14 protein-coding genes and 1 pseudogene are annotated in these 17,736 nt (G+C 60.4%); 9 read left to right on the top strand and 6 right to left on the bottom strand.

All coding sequences use genetic code 11. The features are described from left to right. The first annotated feature begins 111 nt into the window (after positions 1-111). Together GWG67_RS22305 and GWG67_RS22300 are read left to right on the top strand one after the other, a co-directional pair. On the top strand, positions 112-1,254 hold the full coding sequence (locus GWG67_RS22305; RefSeq protein WP_275171431.1) for a S9 family peptidase: 1,143 nt from the start codon (positions 112-114) through the stop codon (positions 1,252-1,254). A 97-nt stretch (positions 1,255-1,351) separates the two neighbouring features. Beyond that, positions 1,352-2,158 (top strand): transglycosylase SLT domain-containing protein, encoded by an 807-nt coding sequence (locus tag GWG67_RS22300; RefSeq protein ID WP_275171805.1) that lies wholly within the window; start codon positions 1,352-1,354, stop codon positions 2,156-2,158. Positions 2,159-2,389: 231 nt separating this feature from the next. Here the strand turns inward: GWG67_RS22300 and GWG67_RS22295 are convergent, their stop codons facing one another. Then, the gene (locus GWG67_RS22295; protein WP_275171430.1) at positions 2,390-3,202 is read right to left on the bottom strand and encodes a response regulator transcription factor; all 813 of its coding nucleotides are present in this window, start codon (positions 3,200-3,202) and stop codon (positions 2,390-2,392) included. A 247-nt stretch (positions 3,203-3,449) separates the two neighbouring features. Between GWG67_RS22295 and GWG67_RS22290 the strand changes: the two genes are divergently transcribed. Then, complete coding sequence (locus GWG67_RS22290) at positions 3,450-4,298, top strand: MBL fold metallo-hydrolase (RefSeq protein WP_275171429.1); 849 nt, start codon at positions 3,450-3,452, stop codon at positions 4,296-4,298. 30 nt (positions 4,299-4,328) lie between these two features. On the opposite strand, the gene GWG67_RS22285 is transcribed toward GWG67_RS22290, so the two are convergent. The 3 genes from GWG67_RS22285 to GWG67_RS22275 form a co-directional block, all read right to left on the bottom strand. Further along, a complete protein-coding gene (locus tag GWG67_RS22285) occupies positions 4,329-5,219 on the bottom strand; it encodes an aldose 1-epimerase family protein (protein WP_275171428.1) in 891 nt (296 codons plus the stop codon). A gap of 194 nt (positions 5,220-5,413) precedes the next feature. After that, positions 5,414-5,965 carry a hypothetical protein gene (locus tag GWG67_RS22280; RefSeq protein WP_275171426.1) on the bottom strand — a complete coding sequence of 184 codons (552 nt, stop codon included), beginning with the start codon at positions 5,963-5,965 and terminating at the stop codon, positions 5,414-5,416. 3 nt (positions 5,966-5,968) lie between these two features. Then, on the bottom strand, positions 5,969-6,556 hold the full coding sequence (locus tag GWG67_RS22275) for a hypothetical protein (RefSeq protein ID WP_275171424.1): 588 nt from the start codon (positions 6,554-6,556) through the stop codon (positions 5,969-5,971). A 529-nt stretch (positions 6,557-7,085) separates the two neighbouring features. On the opposite strand from GWG67_RS22275, the gene GWG67_RS22270 reads away from it, so the two are divergent. From GWG67_RS22270 to GWG67_RS22250, 4 genes are all read left to right on the top strand, one after another. Beyond that, the gene (locus GWG67_RS22270) at positions 7,086-7,403 is read left to right on the top strand and encodes a hypothetical protein (RefSeq protein ID WP_275171423.1); all 318 of its coding nucleotides are present in this window, start codon (positions 7,086-7,088) and stop codon (positions 7,401-7,403) included. 582 nt (positions 7,404-7,985) lie between these two features. Continuing rightward, positions 7,986-8,819: a YqaJ viral recombinase family protein gene (locus tag GWG67_RS22260; protein ID WP_275171420.1), complete on the top strand. Its 834-nt coding sequence runs from the start codon at positions 7,986-7,988 to the stop codon at positions 8,817-8,819. Next, on the top strand, positions 8,803-9,975 hold the full coding sequence (locus GWG67_RS22255) for an ERF family protein (protein WP_275171418.1): 1,173 nt from the start codon (positions 8,803-8,805) through the stop codon (positions 9,973-9,975). Before GWG67_RS22260 ends, GWG67_RS22255 begins: the two co-directional genes overlap by 17 nt. 427 nt (positions 9,976-10,402) lie before the next feature. Next, positions 10,403-10,681, top strand: coding sequence for a hypothetical protein (locus GWG67_RS22250; RefSeq protein WP_275171417.1), 279 nt, complete (start codon positions 10,403-10,405; stop codon positions 10,679-10,681). Between the two features lie 2,102 nt (positions 10,682-12,783). Here the strand turns inward: GWG67_RS22250 and GWG67_RS22245 are convergent. Together GWG67_RS22245 and GWG67_RS22240 are read right to left on the bottom strand one after the other, a co-directional pair. After that, the gene (locus GWG67_RS22245) at positions 12,784-13,104 is read right to left on the bottom strand and encodes an H-NS histone family protein (RefSeq protein ID WP_275171415.1); all 321 of its coding nucleotides are present in this window, start codon (positions 13,102-13,104) and stop codon (positions 12,784-12,786) included. A 249-nt stretch (positions 13,105-13,353) separates the two neighbouring features. Further along, a complete protein-coding gene (locus tag GWG67_RS22240) occupies positions 13,354-13,581 on the bottom strand; it encodes a hypothetical protein (RefSeq protein WP_275171414.1) in 228 nt (75 codons plus the stop codon). A 1,600-nt stretch (positions 13,582-15,181) separates the two neighbouring features. On the opposite strand from GWG67_RS22240, the gene GWG67_RS22235 reads away from it, so the two are divergent. Together GWG67_RS22235 and GWG67_RS22230 are read left to right on the top strand one after the other, a co-directional pair. Continuing rightward, positions 15,182-15,751, top strand: coding sequence for a transglutaminase-like cysteine peptidase (locus GWG67_RS22235; protein ID WP_342761052.1), 570 nt, complete (start codon positions 15,182-15,184; stop codon positions 15,749-15,751). A 199-nt stretch (positions 15,752-15,950) separates the two neighbouring features. Continuing rightward, a pseudogene (locus tag GWG67_RS22230) lies at positions 15,951-16,119 on the top strand (transposase); the annotation flags it as partial. Positions 16,120-17,736: the final 1,617 nt, after the last annotated feature.

The raw sequence follows: 17,736 nt of genomic DNA, 5'->3' as shown, positions 1-17,736 counted from the left end.
GCGATACCATAGCATCGGCCAAGCCCCCGCCAAGAGCACAACACGCGCGAGGGGGCGGCCGTTCCTGAGATCATGCTATGGTCTTCCGATCGGGGCTATTCGAGTCGGGGCATGATGCTGTTTCAGAGGCTCTTGGTTGTTCTGGTGGCCTGGCTTGCGACGGCCGGCATCGCGCCCGATGCGATGGCCGCGGAGTTCTATACCGAGGATTTGCGTATCCCGATGGCCGAGGCCGGGCCGCAGGGGCTGGAGGCGTTCCTGGTTCGGCCGGCCGGGACCAAGCACTGTCCGCTCGCGCTGCTCAGCCACGGCTCGCCGCGCAGTTTCGACGATCGGGCGACGATGTCCGCGCACAAATATTACGGCATCGCTCTCGAATATGCCCGGCGCGGCTTTGCCGCGCTGATCGTGATGCGGCGCGGCTACGGCACCTCGCCCGGTGGGCGCGTCGACAGCGTCGGGGGCTGCGCCAATGCCGCTTATCTGCCGGCGGCGGCGGTCGCGGTGGCTGATTTACGCGCGGCGATCGAGGCGATGGCGCGCCGAAGCGACGTCACCACATCAGGCATGATCGCAGCCGGCCATTCCGCCGGCGGGTTCGCCACCGTCGCGTTGACCGCGCAGGCGCCAGCGGGTCTCGTCGCCGCAATCAGCTTTGCCGGCGGACGCGGCTCGCGCGACGACGACGACGTCTGCAATCCGAACGGGCTGGTGCAGGCCTTCGCCACGTTCGGCAAAACCTCGCGCGCGCCAATGCTGTGGGTCTATGCCAGCAACGATTCCTACTTCGGTCCCGAACTCGCGCGCCGCCTCCATGACGGATTTCGCGCCAATGGCGGCAACGCGAAATTCATCGCAGCGCCGCCCTTTGGCGACGATGGCCACTATCTCTATTCGGTCGTGAGCGGTCCGCAATGGACGCCGTATCTCGACGCCTTCCTACGCGAGCGAGGTCTCGGCCACGACATCCTGAGCCCGCCCGATCCGCTCCCGCCGCCGGGCCAGCTCAGCGAGGCCGCGCGTGCGGAGTTTGCGCGCTATCTCGCCAGCACGATGCCGCACAAGGCTTTTGCGGTATCGCCGAACGGCGGTTACGGCTGGCGTTCGGGGCGCGCGACGGCCGACGACGCCCAGCGCGATTCACTTGGCGCCTGCACAAAATGGTCGCCCGCCTGCACGCTCTATGCGGTCGACGACAAATTGACCGGGGCTGCGCCAAGCATATCAACCGACCAGAGCTCGCGGTCGCGATAGCTTCATTGCGCCGCCGGCCGCTCGCGCCGTCCGAGCCGGGCCGCCCCCCGGGCCGTCAGAAAATCGGTTGTTAACTCGAAAGATATAATACGTGTCCATGCTGCGGGATCGAACACACATCAATGCCCGCGCAGCGTGGACACACGTTGCGATCGCTGTGCTTTGGTTGGCATCCACCTCCGTGCACGCCCAGAACGACGTGGAACCGGCGTTGGCGGCGGGCGCTCGCGATGCAGATCTCGGCGCTGGAGAGACGCCGGCGTCGCGGGCGGCAATCCGAAAAATTATCGAAAGAGAAACGGCCAAGACCGATCTGCCCGCCGACATCGCGGAGGCCGTCGTCTTCGTTGAAAGCGGATACAATCCAGGCACCATCGGCGCCGTCGGCGAGATCGGCCTCATGCAGGTTCGGCCCGAAACGGCAGCGATGCTTGGATTTCGGGGAAATAGCACAGAGCTCGCAGAGCCGGACATCAACATCCACTACGGCGTTCTCTATCTGAGCCGCGCATGGCGCCTGGCAGGCGGGGACCTTTGCCGAGCCCTGATGAAATATCGAGCCGGTCATGACGAGGAGTCCATGACCCCGCGCTCCCAGGTTTATTGTAATCGCGCCCGCAATCGTCTTGTCTCGATGAACTCGACGAGTGTGGGAAACCAGGCTGCGGCCGTCCCAGATGTGGCACCGGCGCCAACACCGACGCCCACCGTCTCGAAGTCAGCGCACAATCAGAGGTCGGCGCACAATCAAAAGAGACCGGCACAGCCGAAGGACGTTTACGCGCGTTACCGTCAAGGCACGGCGGTCGCGAGCAGGGCCTATTGGGCAGCACAGGAAGCCCGGGTCCGCCTCATCAAGGCTCGCGTCGAAGCCAAGTGGAAACGGGTCGCATCACGCCAATAGAATTAGAGTTGCTGCCTCGAGACGAGCAGCCGATGGACGAACGACATTTTTGAAACCGAACTTTGAAACCGAACCTGAATAGAGATCATGCACAATAGTTTGAGAGTTTTGTTTGCAATCGTCGCGACCGGTGCCGTGGCCTTGTCGGCCTTTCTCGCGATTCGATTCCTGGTCGGTTTCAGTGGCTGAACCCGGCGGCGCAGCCGGCACTATTTCGTGCTGCGCCTGCGTCTAGAGCCGTTCGCTCAGCGCGAGCTTGTAGCCGACGCCGGTGACTGTGGTGATGACGGGCGTGCCGCTGCCGACCAGCTTGCGGCGCAGCCTCGCCACCAAGGCATCGACAGTGCGGATGTCGACCTCGGCCTGGCGGTTGCTGACCACCTCGATCAGATAGTCGCGGCTGAGCGGCCTGCCGTCGGCACCGACGAGCGCCGCGAGCAGGTCGAATTCGGCGCGCGTCAGCGCCACCGGCTTGCCGTCGCTGCCGAGCAGCTCGCGCCGCGTCAGGTCGATGATCCAGTCGCCGAAGGCGATCGAATTATGGTTGCGCGCCGCCTTGCGGTCGATCGAGCGCCGCCGCAGCACGCTTCGCGCGCGCGCGAGCAGGTCGCGCAAATTGATCGGCTTGGTAACGTAGTGGTCGCCCGCGACCTCGAGGCCGAGGATGCGATCGACGTCGGTGTCGCGGCGGGTGACGAAGATGATGCCCGCGTTGCTGGTCGCCTGGATCTCCTTGGCGAGATCGAAGCCGTCGCCATCAGGCAGCTGCACGTCGAGGAAGACGAGATCGGTCCGCGTCCGCAGCGCCTGGCGGCATTCGGCGCAGGAGCCGGCGCCGACCACTTCGAAATTGTTTTCGCTGAAATAACCGACCAGCATCGTCCGCGTCACCGGATCGTCCTCGACCACGATCAGCCGCTCGCGGCCGGCGACACGCAATTCCTGAACTGCGGAATCAGCCACGATGTTGGATGTCCTGTGTGCTTGCGGGCCGGCCTGGAAGCTCAGGTCGCCGAGCGCGCCGTCCTGTGAACGTACATTCACGACTCGTTCGAGCCCCCTCGAATTGCCTGCTGCAATACTAGGCGCGTTATCGCGCCCAAACAACATTGGTCACGATCGAGCTGGATTAAGTATGAATTGGCCCACACTTCTCATCCCACGCATCATGTTCGGGAGCCCCGCACAAGCGGCTGTTGTGCGGGCTGAAGCCCATCCCGCGGCCGCTTGCCACGCCAAGAGCTTCAAATCTACTGTGGCGCCCGAAAAGCCTGACCCAGGAGGTGGCGCCATGGAAATCATCCTGCTCGGCACCGGGGGCCCGCGCCCGGACCCGCGCCGCATGGCGACGACCACGCTGATCAGGCTCGGCGAGGAAAATGTCCTGATCGACGCAGGCCGCGGCGTCATGGTGCAGCTCAGCAAGGCGGGCGTGCCGCTCGGCTCGATCAACACGGTCTTTCTCACCCATCACCATTTCGACCACATCGGCGACCTCTACGATGTGATGCTCAATTCATGGTTGCACGGGCGCAAGGACGATCTGCGCATCTATGGACCGCCGGATACCGAACGGCTCGTCAATACGCTCGTCACGCAGGTCTACGACAAGGACATCGCCTGGCGCGATCAGGGCGAGCCGAGCTTTGGCGGGTGGAAACCTGTCGTCGCGACCGACATTATACCGGGCCCCGTTCTCGACACCGGGCGCTGGAAGATCAGCGCCGAACTGGTCTCGCATGGCGACGGCCTCGACATGTCGCCGGCCTTCCTCGCACGCTGGATGTGTCTCGGCTATCGCTTCGAGGCCGAGGGCAAGGTCATCGCAATTTCCGGCGACACGGTGCCCTGCCCCGGTCTCGAGCGGTTGGCTCAGGGGGCCGACCTGCTGGTCCAGTGCTGCTTCCTCGCCACGCCGGAGATCGACACCGAGCACCTGCGCCGGCTTGCGAAATTCACGATCGCCTGCGGCGATACGGTCGGGAAGGTCGCGGCCAAGGCCGGCGTCAAGAAGCTCGCGCTGACCCATCACCGGCCTCGCACCGACGATTCCATGCTGAACGCGCTGCTTGCGGACGTCAGGCGGGACTACGCAGGTCCAGTCGTGCTCGGCGAGGACCTCACACGGATCGAGGTCTGAGAACTCGAGATGCGCGAAGGCCGTCCGGCCTCAGGCCGATCCAACCTCGACCCGAAACGACAACTGCTCCTCCGTTCCGGGCGCGATGTGCATCAGGCCGGGCTTGTCGGCGAACTCGCCGTCGAAGCCCGTGGGACTGGCATAGCCGCGCCAGGGCTCGATGCAGAGGAACGGCGCGCCCGACGGTTTCGACCAGACGCCAAGCTCGCGAAAGCCTCGCCATGACATTTCCAACCACGGCCCGGCGGACGCGCCCTGCTCCGCGGCATAACGGACCGAATTGCTCGCGATCCGATCGAAGATGATTGCGTCGTCGACGAACAGGGATTCGGACAAGGGCAACACGGAGCCTTTGATCGGGCTCGGCTCCGTTGCCGGACGCAGCAAGCCGCCGTCGAGACGGCGGACGGGAGATGGCTCTGCGTTCGCGAAGCTCAGCGCGTAACTCTCCTTCGCCAGTCCCGGTTGGAGCGGCCAGTTGAAAGCGGGATGGCCGCCGAGCGAGGCCGGCAATATCTCCTTGCCGGTGTTCGCGACCACGAGTGAAAGATCGAGACCGGATTCGTCGAGCGCATAGGTTGCCGTCAGGCGGAACGCGAAGGGGTAGAGCGCGCGCGTCGTCTCGCTGTCTTCGAGCACCAGGACACAGCGACTTTCGCCACGTTCCGCCCACGCAAAGCGGCTGTCACGCGCGAAGCCGTGCTGGGTCATCCGGTAGGTCCTGCCCCGATGCCGCAATTCGTCATTGGCGAGACGCCCGACGATCGGAAATAGCAGCGGCGCATGGCGCGGCCAGGCCGGCTCCGCCTGCCAGACGAACTCGACGCCGGCATCGCTCGCCAGTGAACACATCTCGGCGCCTTGTGCCTTGATGGCCGCAGTGAGCCCGCCGCTGCGCATCGTGTGCGTGTCATCAGTCATGACCGAATGGTTAGCCTGGATTCATGGCGATGTCTTTGCAGGAGGTCTAGTCCAGCTTCTGCTCAGTCCCAACCCGTTACAAGTTCGGAGGAAAATTGGGTTCCTTCTGCACGGGGCCGCAATCGTTGGGCCACATTTCTACTTATAATTGTATTTCCCTGCATGTTTTCGCGCCGCTTGAAGCGGATCCATTGTCAACAGCCGAGCTTGATGATGGCGCGGATCGCGCGGTCGCGCCGGGCCACAGCGCGCGCCTCATAGCGGTCCAACCTAGCGAGCTGTGGCAGCGCCCGGCGTACAGCCTCGGCGGTGGGTTCTGCCTCGTCACAGGGCATCGTCGACCATAGGTCCTCTGGTGTCGGTCGCGGGGGCAAAGCCTTGCGCCGCAGCGCGAGCTTGAGATAGCGCGTTTCTCCTATGCTTCCCGTGAAAATCGGCGGCGGCTCGACGGATCCCGGTGCGTCTTTGATGATTTGCGCTTTCGCCTGGCGGACACGGGCGAGGTCGAACGCGGCGATCGCCGCGGCGCGGGCCAACTCAAGCGCGATGCGGCCGCGCAGAGGGCCAGCGATTTGCTTGGCGAGCTTCTCGATCATCTTGATCTGCGCGGCATTGGCTTGGAACGGTGTGGAGAGCCCATGGCGCCAAGCGTTTTGGCTGACGCGTGCCTTGCCGCCGCGCGAGCGCGGCCCAGTGCTCTTGCGCGCATTCTCCCGGTTCGCGGCGATCTGGCCTTGGCTCGCCATAGTTCACCCCACGTGAGCTTCGAGCTGCCCCAGCGAGGGTTGGTCCGCCGCGCGCTCCAGCGCGGTCCGGACCTGAAGCGCAAACGCCGCCCGGTAGTTCGAAATGGCACCAAGAGCGCGGTGCAGACGCACCTGCTGCGCCGAAATCATCCGGTCGAGGCACTCGAGCTGATCAACTTGGCTGCTGATCGCGGCGGCTTCGATCACACCCTCGTCGAGCTGAAACTCGGCGAGCTGTTTTGCAAGCTCTCGCCGCGCCTCCGGCTTAGAGAACCAGTCACGTTCGAGCGCGGTGCGCGCTTCGCATTCGGCGGGACTCTCAGGCGGGCCCAGAACGCGGTCCAGGACCTCAGAAATTGCCTGTCTGAAGGCCAAGTTGATGACGTGGTCCCTGCATCGTCGTAGCCGCATCATCTCCCAGATACAGGCGGCAACGTCGTCAAGGAAGATTCTCTCGACGATATTCTTGGGTTGTATTTCACGCGCCAATTCTCGTTGCAGGGTCGCGAACGCTTCCTTGGATTCGGTAATGAGCAATGAACTTGCCGAGATTAGAAGGTCGAATTGCTTGCTGTCATATCGCGGGCTCATGGGGTGCTCCGTGGCTATCGGCCGACGCGGCAACAACTTGCCCTCCCCCGCTCGGCCGTGGAGCTGGAGGCGCACGCAATCTGTTGGCTGCCGGCGTAGCCGGCGTGCCACGAACATGTGCAGTAAAGTGAAAGTCACAGTCTCGGCGATCCGCGGAAACTGCGCTGCCTCGGATCCCGAGACGCTGCGGGCGAACTCGTCGCCGCAGTCAGATTATGGCTCAGCTGCGAGATTTTTTCAATAAGCTTCGCGGGCGCCCAATTCGCAAAGCGCGGAGCGCCTAAGCCGTTGAACTGATCCACGTCTTGCTAAGCTCTGCAATTGCGATACAATCTTTTGCGCCCCCATTGAATGGGCGGCCGCGGGCGAAGCCTGCAAGGCGGTGATCGAGCGATGCCGACACCGGCCACGATGCCGATTCATTGCATTCGTCGAATGCAGCGAGCAAACGTCGCTGGCGCGATGCGACCGCGACAACAATCCGAAATTCACCCATCACTCGCGTGTAGCGCGCATCTGGAGATCCGCCATGAAAAGCCGAAAGAATCTAAAAGCCGAGCTTCGAGACCTTCTCGAAACACCGGTTGTTTTACGCAAAGGGTCCAGTCGTCAAAGAGTTGCGCTGCTGAGCGCTATCGTCGCGGACCAGGCGGACCGGGCATTGCAAGGGGATGCTCACGCGACGAAAGTTATAGTTGAGATCGCCCGAGAATGTGGCGTCTTCGATGGCAGCCACCAAGAAATCGGCTACGACCTCAACAAGCTGAGCGCCGACGAACTGGACGCTCTCGAGAGCATTCTCGAAAAAACTCAGATGACTATTCGCGAAGGGGAGGGTGAGGATTAAAATCGACCTCACGAAAGAAATCGGCGCCGATCACGGCGCCGATTTACCTCCTCGACGAGTAGTACGAACCACATCACACCAGGCCAGCGTCCGACACGCCTTTGCTTTTGCGGAGGGAACGCGGCTTCGCGCAGACACAACCCCCTTTTTGACTAAAATGGCGGCTATAGCAAAGCGTCGACGACAAGTGGGCAATGGCCATTTCCCCGATCAACACGGACGGAGTGGATATCAGCCGAGGGTAGCGTTCAGCTCATTTTCTTAGGCTGTTCTCGCGTCCCGCTGCGAAGACGAACGCCGGCACCATAGCCATTATCTTCGTCTATGAATTCCACGCCAGCCGCCTCTAATGTGCGCCGAAGCGCTTCCTCATTGGCCGCAGTGACCGGAAGTTCTCCCTCCAACACTTCGACCCTGCGGATAGTTGCGACTCCGACTTTGGCTGCTTGGGCCAGATCGAGTGCGCTCCATCGTAGCAAGGCGCGTGCTGCACGCAGCTGCGCGCTAACGAGCCTTTTCATTTTTAGACTTGTATTTTTGATATGATATTGTATAATTCATACAGAATCTCAGGGTTGCCATATGCTAGTCTCAACTGACCGAATAGCTGATTCATTGGCTCGCCGCTCTTTTGTCGGCGGCTCCGACGCAAGGATTATCATGGGCGATGATGATCTGGCCCTGCTGCGGCTCTGGAAAGAAAAGCGGGGCGAAATTGAACCGGCTGATTTATCAAACAATCTTCTCGTCCAATTGGGCACAGCAACCGAACAACTAAACCAGCATTGGTACGAGATAAATACCGGCCAAGCCATCATCGATGCGCAACGGCGGATATTTCATCCCGTGCATCGCTGGATGGCTGCAACATTGGACGGTCGCGTCGAGCAGACGGGCGCCGTCTTCGAAGCCAAGTTCATGCTGCCGTGGGCCTTTACCGAGGAAGCCGCGGCCGAGAAGTACATGGCCCAGTTGCAGCACAACATGTGGGTCACCGCGTCTCGCAATGCCGTGCTCTCGATCATCACCGGTGGCGGCAAATGGGTCGAGATCAAAATCCACGCTGATCCGCTCTATCAGCACCTCCTGCTCACGGCCGAAAAAAAGTTCTGGCGCTGTGTCCAAAGCGGCGCACCGCCCATCCTCTTCAATATCGAAACGCCGCGCCCCAGACTCGAGGCGGTGAAGGTCGTCGACATGTCGACCTCAAACCAATGGGCTGAACTGGCAGCGACCTACCTGCGGACGCGAGAGACCCATGGCGAGCACGAGACGGCCAAAGCGGATCTGAAAAAACTGATGCCGGAGGATGCCAAGGAGGCAACCGGCCACGGCATCAAGGCCAAACGCTCCAAGTCGGGCGCGATCAGCTTCGAGGCGCAGCCTCCGGAGGGCGAACATGCACCAATCCAGTGAGCGGATCGGCGCCATCGCTGCGGCCCTCGCCCGGGCCCAAGCCGAACTGACAAACCCAGAGAAGACACTGACTGCGGTGATCCGCTCGCCGTTTCCGCGCGAGGACGATCGCACCTTCCGCTACGCCTCCCTCGCCTCGGGTCTAGAGATCGTTCGCAAAACCTTAAGCCAGCAGGAGATCGCCACCATCCAGACCACCCGGATCGAGGCCGCCACGGCCCAGATCCATCTCACGACGCTGCTTGCCCATTCCTCCGGCGAGTGGATCGCCTCGGAGTGGCCGGTCTGCGCCGCCAAGGACGTCGAGGCACCGCACCGGATGGGGGCGGCTCTCACCTATGCAAGGCGCTATGCCCTGTTCGCTCTGGTCGGAATTGCCGGCGAGGACGACTTGGACGCCCCGGATGCGATCGCCGGGCCGCCGGCCGCCACCGAGCCGCAAGCCGCACCAGGACTAAAGGCAAACCCACACAAGGGGGTTCTAAACCGTCCCGCCGTCCTGCCGCCGGAACGCTCGGCGGAGCTATTGCAGCGGCTACTTGGCGAGCTTGCCTCCCAGGGAGACGCCGATGGCCTGCTCAGTTGGGCTCGAGCCACTCTGCCCCTGAAGAACACTCTCCTGGCACCTGACGCCCGTATTCTCGAGGCCGATTACGAAAAGAAGCTTCAGGAGGCCTCCGAGCTTGATGCGGCAGTACAGCAAGCGGCCCAACCGTCAGACCCACCTTCCGGGACGCCGCCTCTAGGCCAATCCCATGCTGGAATTGATCCCGCCCCTGAGGAGCAGCAGACCGGCCTCGCCTTCCCGAAGGAGCCACGGCGAACGCGCAGTAAGTTGCATCTAGCGTTCGTCCGCAGCCAAGCCTGTCTGATTTGCAAAAAGACTCCGGCCGATGCCCATCACCTGAAATTTGCTCAGGCGCGCGCCCTGGGACGCAAGGTCAGCGACGAGTTTACCGTCCCGCTTTGCCGCTGTCATCACGAGGAGCTCCACCTGAATGGCAACGAGACCACATGGTGGACCAACATGCAGATCTCACCTCTGCCAATTGCCAAGGAGCTGTGGGACGCCAGCCCAGTTCATCGGCCCGGCGACGCAAGCGCGATCAATCAAGTGCCTGGATCCCAACACGGCTCGGAGGCACCGCGTCAATGAACGGGCGTTTCGCCTTCACGACCTGGTCACGCTGCTAGCACGATCGACAAGCAAATACGCCGCGGCCCCTCGTGGCAACGATGGGCCGCCCAGGGCGCATGCGCAGTGAATGCAGTTTAACGGCGGCCCGTCGCACCAAATTCTGACCGGTCGCGGTGCGCATCTCGGCCGACCTGACCACCGCAAATGCGGTGATCGCGCCAAGCCGTGCGAAGCCGAATGGCGGGATCTTGACGAGCGGTACATCGCGATGTCCGGATCCATGCGCTTTGGCATGGGGCGGAAGGCGGCGCACCGGTCGTTGAAGGAGCTTTGCTCGAAGACCGTTATGCGCGCGGGGCCGATAAGGAAAATAAAGCCGAGCGCTTAGCCTCTTTCCGCATCAGCCGCGCGTCTTCTGAGAGGACGGCTTAAATTCCACGACCTCGTGCTGGTCGCTGCAATCCAACTGCCCTTGCTGTTTTACGATTACCTCGAGCTCAAGAGCTTCGAAGGCGAGTTCATCCGCCAAGCGTTGAAAGAACGCGCGCTTTTCGGCATCCGTCGCCAGCTGACTCATAACGGCAAAGTCTCTGGCGTCAGCGCGGAGCTTATTCAATCGTGGCCTGAGGTCCTTCATGTTGTTCCGGCCTCGGTTCAAAACTCATCCTCGGCGGAAACAATAACCTTGCTTGCCGGGATGGCGCATGAGTTAACTGCGGAATAGGATATTCGTTCTTTCTTAACTGCTGGTTAGCCGCTTATTCATCGTGCGGTATCCGGCTTCCGGCCCCCGCGAGTTGCGGCTCGAGCGATCGTGGCACCCTGCCACCCACCAGATGTCGGTCACAAGTCTGCTCGCCGCTTCGCTCGCAGACCAGAAACCTTCCTTTATCGTGGCGGGAACGCGTTTGGGCGAAGCGGTCGCTCGACCTGCGCCTGGGCGTCGAGCACTTTATCGCCAGCTCGCGCGGCGCGTGGCCCGCTCACCTGGTCCGAAAGACTGGTGTGCCTCCCAAACGTTCCGATGGGCTGAGCAGTAGTTGAGTAACCGACACCGGTGTTTCCTTTGGCCTGTATTGCGGGGACAGATGTGTCCCGGACGCGTGATGGCCAATAGTCCTTTGGTCCTTATTGCTTGTACCGCACGCAATGTCACCCGAACCTAGGGCGAGCATTAAATCGGGCAAGTCCGCAGTCCCCGACGCCGGTTTGACCAAAGCAAGGCGCAAGATGAGAGCCTGAGGGCGGTTTTCAGCCACAGCTCGGCGGACAAGGTCTAATGCCTGCGAGAGAACCTTGAAAAAGACCGGATGGCAGTGCATCGCCGGAAATCTGAAGGATTGTCCAGACTGCACGCATCTCGCCAAGCCTGCCCACCAAGCCGATCCGACCGCAGTAGACAACTTTACTTAGGTGGTTACAACCCGGGCGCCACAAGCTCCGCCGCGTGCATCGAACAGCTGCCTACCAGCGAATTCATCTTCATTGCGGCGAGTTCTTTTTCTTTGTCGCGACGGTAAGTCGTTTCGAGGCCGCAGCTTCGGCCTTTCTGACCCGCTCTCGGAGCTCGATGAGCTGAAGGTACTCGGCTTCCAGCGGGTCGCGATAAGGGAACTGCTTGGCAGGTGCACGATAGTTCGAACTTCCATACGACGAATATCGAATCATGGAAATCGATGCCCTGTTTTCAGGCAACCCACTAACTGGTGGTTCGGAAATACCCGATCGACGCGACGATATTCCGTCTCGGCAACTTGGCAACGAATGTCACTCGTTAAGCTTGATGCTCGCGAGATGTGTTAAAGCTGGAACTGCCGATCAGAAGTGGATCTGCACGCGAGGGCCGGCTAGCTAAACGAACAGATCGCATATCTTCGAACCGAGGGCGGCCAACCCCGAATACCATACCGCAATTATCCGTTGCGAGTGGCAGCCACTGCTTTTGAGTTGTGGAGAATAGCGAAAACCAGAAGAATTATGAGCCCGGCTCGCATTCAATCCGACGCAGTGAGTCGGAGTCCCTGAAGTGCCGGACATTTGGTTTCCACTTCTCGCGACCGCCATCGTCGGCACACTCCTTTTTCTTGCGTTCCGACGATAGACCGCCCGGGGCAATGAACCCTCAGCCGCCGCTGAAATCGCGGTTCGCTGCGCGATGCTTTGACTGCGTATAAACAGCTAGGTTCACTTCCAAGTGGGAAGGTGGCCGTGAGTACCTGGTTGCTCTTTTTTTAATTGTTTTGAGCGTGGGCATTTTAATCGGCCATGCGCATGCGCTCCTGTATCCCGGACATCAACTTCTCGTTTAATTCGGGTTTCTTAAGAAGGACAAAATCGTGCACTATCTCATCGTAAGCGCTGCTCCGCGCGAAATAGACCGGCTGAGAGCTGAGGCTTCCCGCATCGCTCGTCAAGGCGAGGCAGACTGTGGGTCGAGAAGCAAGACAATGGAACGCATTTGTTTTGGCGGTCGCGAGGCGAAGGCCGCCTTCGCGCAACCGTGCAAGTCGCAAAGCGTTCATTGTTCAACGCCTAGCGTCCGAGTTTGCTCTCTCAGGAGAGAAGCCGGTGCGCCCGCGAATGAGACAGCGAGACCGACATCTGAGCGGGGGCTTGCAGCTCGGCTCACGATCTGCGGCCGCGCGGCTTGGCCTTCGACGGATGATGACCTCGGGCGTCCCGCAAACGGCCCCTCCAAACCGCATCAGCTCGCTGCGGCCGCGGCATTCCTCGGCGCGCACCGAGCGCGCAAACCCGAAGCACCTTTATGATATTTCTTCGGCCGACAGGGTGCAGATGGCTGCGTGATCAATTGATCGGCCGCGTCTAATCAAGAGCTTTGGCAATAAGGAAATCAGCCAGCTTGCGGCCGCCTCGAAGTTGCGGCTTGAGCCATCGCGGCACCCTGCCCCGCCCCGACCAGGTCTCCGTCGGATTCTTTGGATTCCGATACTTCGGACGAACGGGCGGGTATTGGCGGCGCTTACGTTCAAACCGGGTGACTTCGTGAGCCATTCCGATCCTGCGCAGCCGTTCCTCCAATCTAGCTTTTTCCGCCAACATCGCGTCGCCAAGTTTGGCGATCACCTCGTCGCGAATTTCCGAAAGCTCGTCAAGCGATAGCAACTTCAGATGATCGATGTTCATAGCTCCATCCCCGATTCTAAGAGCATTAATCCATCAAGCCCAAGCAGCGGGCAAGGCACGGCTTACAAAACTGTTCCCCAATCCACATTTAATTGCAGCAACCAGCGGCGATAAAGGCAAGAGGGCGGTAATACAGTGGCGCGCGAATAACGCTAGGGCATTTAATTCGCCGGTCCGATTTGCGACCGGGAATTCTGCACTGTCTCCTTTGACTACCCCGGCACCGCACTCCGTCGCTGACCCACGTCGCTAAAAAGGCAGAAGATCGAGAACAATTTGCAGCGTGAACGAAGAAATTAGAGCTGCCATTGAGAGACCCGGACGGACCAGCCAAATTGAAATGGAAACAGCGCGTTTATCGAGCAGATTCTGATCAAGTGTGATCATAACCGGCTGTGTCGAGCAGTTCAGACGCTCAAGGGCGGTGAAGGCGGCAGAGCGGGGCCAATAGCGTCGACCAAAGCCTTGATTGATCAAGCGGCGGTCTTTCGAAGGGGGCCTGGGGCTTGGCGAAGGCCATGTCGATTTGATGGAGATCGGCCGAATAGAGCGCCAGATAAAGGAGCTCGGCGCCCGCCGTCTCGATCGCGCTGCCGACTCCGGCCCGCTTGTCTGCTGGCCGCGAGGTCGCCGGGCCCAACGGTCGGCGCAAGCGCCTGCGTCACGTAAGCCTCTCACGCCGGATCACCCATGGGGCCGTCGAGGACCATCGGCGCGGTCATGCCACTCGCCCTGAGCGCGCCGACGAAGGCACAGCGCTGCCATACGGTGAACGGCCATGAGCCGCACCATCATGGTCGAGGCTTCGGTCTCGACGACGAACAGCAGCCGGAGGATGTTCGACGCCGCGAGCCGCAATCACCTCTCGCGCAACGAGGAAGCGGACTAGGGAATCTCAACCGTGCACCGGCGCAGACCCATCGAAGTCCGCTGAGCTCCGCGAACAACTGTTGAGCCAACTTGAAGTTCTGCTCCCCTGGGCGAAGGCCAGCCCACCGCTCAAAGAACACCCTTCTGGAGGCGGATGCCCGGCTCGCCGAGCCCGCTTATCAGAACAAGCTTGAAGACGTTGCCCGTTCGCCGGCCAGTGGCTTCGAACCAACGCTCGAAATGACAATGGAGCTGCTCCCGGATGCGGCCGCAGCGACTGACGCGGCGTCGCAGCTACTCCTAAAGGGGGATGGGCTTGCCTATCCCAAAAGAGCCGCCCCGTAAGTGCAGCAAGGCCCACCTGTCGTGTCCGAGAACAGCCCTGCCTCGTCTGCCAGCAACCCCCGAGCGACGCTCATCATCTGAGATTCGCTCAGCCGAGCACTCTCGGGCGCAAGGTCGGCGACGAGTTCACGGTGCCGCTCTGCCGTGCCCATCACTCAGAGCTGCATCGGTGGGCAATGAACGAGCTTGGTGGGGTAACTTGCAGATCACGCCGTTGCCGGTTGCGCTGGACTTATGGGCGACTGGCCGTTCGTGGCCCACGCACCGCTCAGGCTTTGAGCGGGGCTGTTGTCGCACGCCCGGATTTCGAACGCTCATCATCGTGAATGCCCGCGCATCAGCTCACCCCGTGGCGCTGCTGACAAACCTGTGGGTATTGGCACCCGCCTCACTGCTACTGCCGGCGCAAAATCTTGCGAACCACGCGTAGCATGCAGCTGACGATCTTTGCCAATCTCTCAGGGGTTGCGATCGCATTTGCGCAACTGCTGGTAGGTCTAGCAGCTTTTGCGCCACCTTGTTCTGCGCAATGCAGCAATTGCGGCACTCACCAGATGCCGAGACCCGGGGTGCTGGGATCGGAGCTCATCTGCGCCGACATCCCAAGCTGGTCTCCAGCACTCCGTTCGGTTTCCAATGCTAGAGGCGGATCTTAGGAACCATTTCCGGTCGAAGCCGTTTGTCAAACAACCTATAGTGATGTCTGCGCAACGACGCACGTCACGCCGGCGACGGCACTAATACTCTACGCCTTCCGCCCGCGTCTACGGCAGACAGTACGTAGGAAGTTATAAGTACGTGGGGAGCTCCAAATGCACCCTTTTCCGCCGCTTTAGCCGGAGCCGCGCTGGCAGTCGGGGAGATGATGACCGGGTTGCAGCCCGGCAATGCGGGACAATTGGACATGCCCCCGAGAACGCTCTCAGTGAACCAGCACATCCAATTCGGGACCCCCACGCTGCCACCGATGGCCTACACTATGTTTTGCCTGCGCTACGGGGATGAATGCCGCAGAAGGCCGTTGTTTCGCGGCGGGGCGGTTCGCCTCACTGACAAACGCTGGGCCGATCTTAAGCTGGTTAATCAGACCGTTAATCGCAGCATCATTCCTGAGAACCAGGAATTGGGCCCAGTTGTCGAAACCTGGTTGATCAATCCAAGTCGGGGCGATTGCAACGACTACGCAGTGAGCAAGCGCCACGAACTGCTCAATCGCGGCTGGCCCGCGGGGGCGCTGCTGCTGAGTGAGGTCGTCACAAAACTGGGAAAACATCATCTTGTTGTCGTCGTGCGTACCCGAAGCGGTACTTTAGTTCTCGACAATCTGACGCCGCAAATCAAACCGTGGGCGCGTGCGCCGTATCGCTGGGTACGAAGTCAGATGCCGAACAACCCTCAGCTGTGGACCACGATTGCCGACCTCGGGGAGTGAGTGTGTCTCGAGTACGTCGACAAAATTCCCGAGCCCGACCCAAGTACCTCCCTCCGTACCCTACGCTGGAGCTTATCCGATCGTGGCCCGAGAGCCTGACCGAAAAAGGTGCGCGGTTTCCTTCGGATTTGCAAAGTTTCGGGGGAGGACACCATAGCGCGGGACCAAAGCCGCTCGTAACAAGCATCAGCGCAGTGTCCTGCGTTACACAAGTGATTTGCCCGGTACAGAAGGGCGTTGATCGTTCGGAAGATACCGCCGCGACGGCGGTTGGGCCGGCGCGCGGTCGATCTGCGCGAGATTGTGCAGGCGATCTTCTATATTTCTGTCGATGGCGAGCCTTGTCGAAGGAGCTCCCGCTATACTCGTTCTGTCGACGATTAAAGATTCATTCCAGCCCTGGGCTCTCGCTCATTCGTTAACCACGCTGAATGCCGGCACGATTGAAATATGACAAGGGGCGTCGTTCTGCGCAGGTGACGCCCGAGGCAGTCGCCGTATTCCGACAAGGCATCGAAATGCTGCGCGGCCCTTACGACCCATACGAGTTCAGGGATCTAAGGATCGCAATGGCCGCCGCTCTCGGCCGGTCAAAGTTCCGCGCATCGCCGCTGGATTGCGAGCGAAGGTCGTTGATCGGCTGCGACGTTGGATCGTCCGACGTCGCGTTCGAACCGCTTCTGAAGGAGATTGGGATGGGGCGCCTATTCATGACGGACGCTGAATGAAGAGCCTGGCGACCTTCTCGATTATTCCTTCGCACCTGCCACAGAACGTCTCGTCGACGAACAACATGGTTTGCGACTAATGACGAGACGGCGGATACGGCCAGCACGATGACAAGAAGAACCAACATCATCCTCAGCCTCGAGCTCTCAACACTTCTCGGGATCACCTGAACTCACGGAGCACCCCGAGGCGCGCGCGGTTAATTGAGCAAGCCGAAATCAGTTTCAGGGAAATAAATCCCTTCCGGCAGATCTAGAGCGGCCGAAGTCAATTATTGAATTTCGATATATACAGCCGCAACGTCCGGCCTTATAATACAACTTTAATAGTCTGATTCAAATAAGTGGCGATCGGAAGCGCCTACCTTAGTTCCGTCCAAAATTATTTTCGAAAACCAGAAATACGTATAGAGTTATTCTATTGAGCTATGTTTTGCAGCGTTGACTTATTGTGAGGGGCCAATGGATGCTTTTTGTAGTCCGCGTCGCCGCCATTTTTCCGAGGAACTTCAAAAGCTAAACGACTTGATGCTGGAAGTCCAAGGGCTGCGCAGGCGCGTTGCGCTAGCAGAGATCGAACTCCGAAAACAGACGGCCGCTAAGAAAGCGCCCCTTGCGACAAGGCGAGGCCTTAGGCTCGTCGTAGATGCGAGCGTCGGAAAGACGGCCATTTCGACGTAATTCTTTCCTTGGGAGATTCCAATGAGCGTGGCTCTTCCCTATATCGGTCTTGTAGTGTGTTTCGCAGTATCGGGTTGGCTTACACTTACTTACATGCTTTAGCCTCGGCGGGCGCTCCTGTTCGTTGCTTAATGATACCGAGCAGCGGTTTCGACATGGGTTGGCTACTGCGAAACGCCGTCGACGAAAGCCTGGCATTCGTCGTCGGCTGTGACCGCGAGCCGGTCGATGTGTGCTGGGGCCTCGGGCGCAGCTTTGGACATGGGTCCAGTCGGTAGGCGCGGCAGGGACGCCTGAGCATAGCGATTAGTCGGCGTACCTTCTGGCCTCCAAGCCGCCGCGAGCTGCAGCGCGCAGCCAGCCTTTATCCTATCAGAATTCCTGCACTAGTTTTGGTTTTTAAAAAGGAGACGTCAGGTGGCTAAAGCGACGCTCCAACAATGTTGATGGCGCGGTCGAACAACATGACGCGTTGTTCGCAAATCCACGCACTTATCCGATCCACTGCGCAAAGGCGCGGCCGCTGGTTCGGCTTACTCGACCTAGCTGCTTACGAAAACGCTGTAGGCTCGGCTT

Origin of the sequence: Bradyrhizobium sp. CSS354 (genome assembly GCF_029051725.1) — a bacterium.
In the GTDB taxonomy this organism is placed as follows: Bacteria; Pseudomonadota; Alphaproteobacteria; order Rhizobiales; family Xanthobacteraceae; genus Bradyrhizobium.
This window is presented reverse-complemented; position numbering and strand designations above follow the sequence as displayed.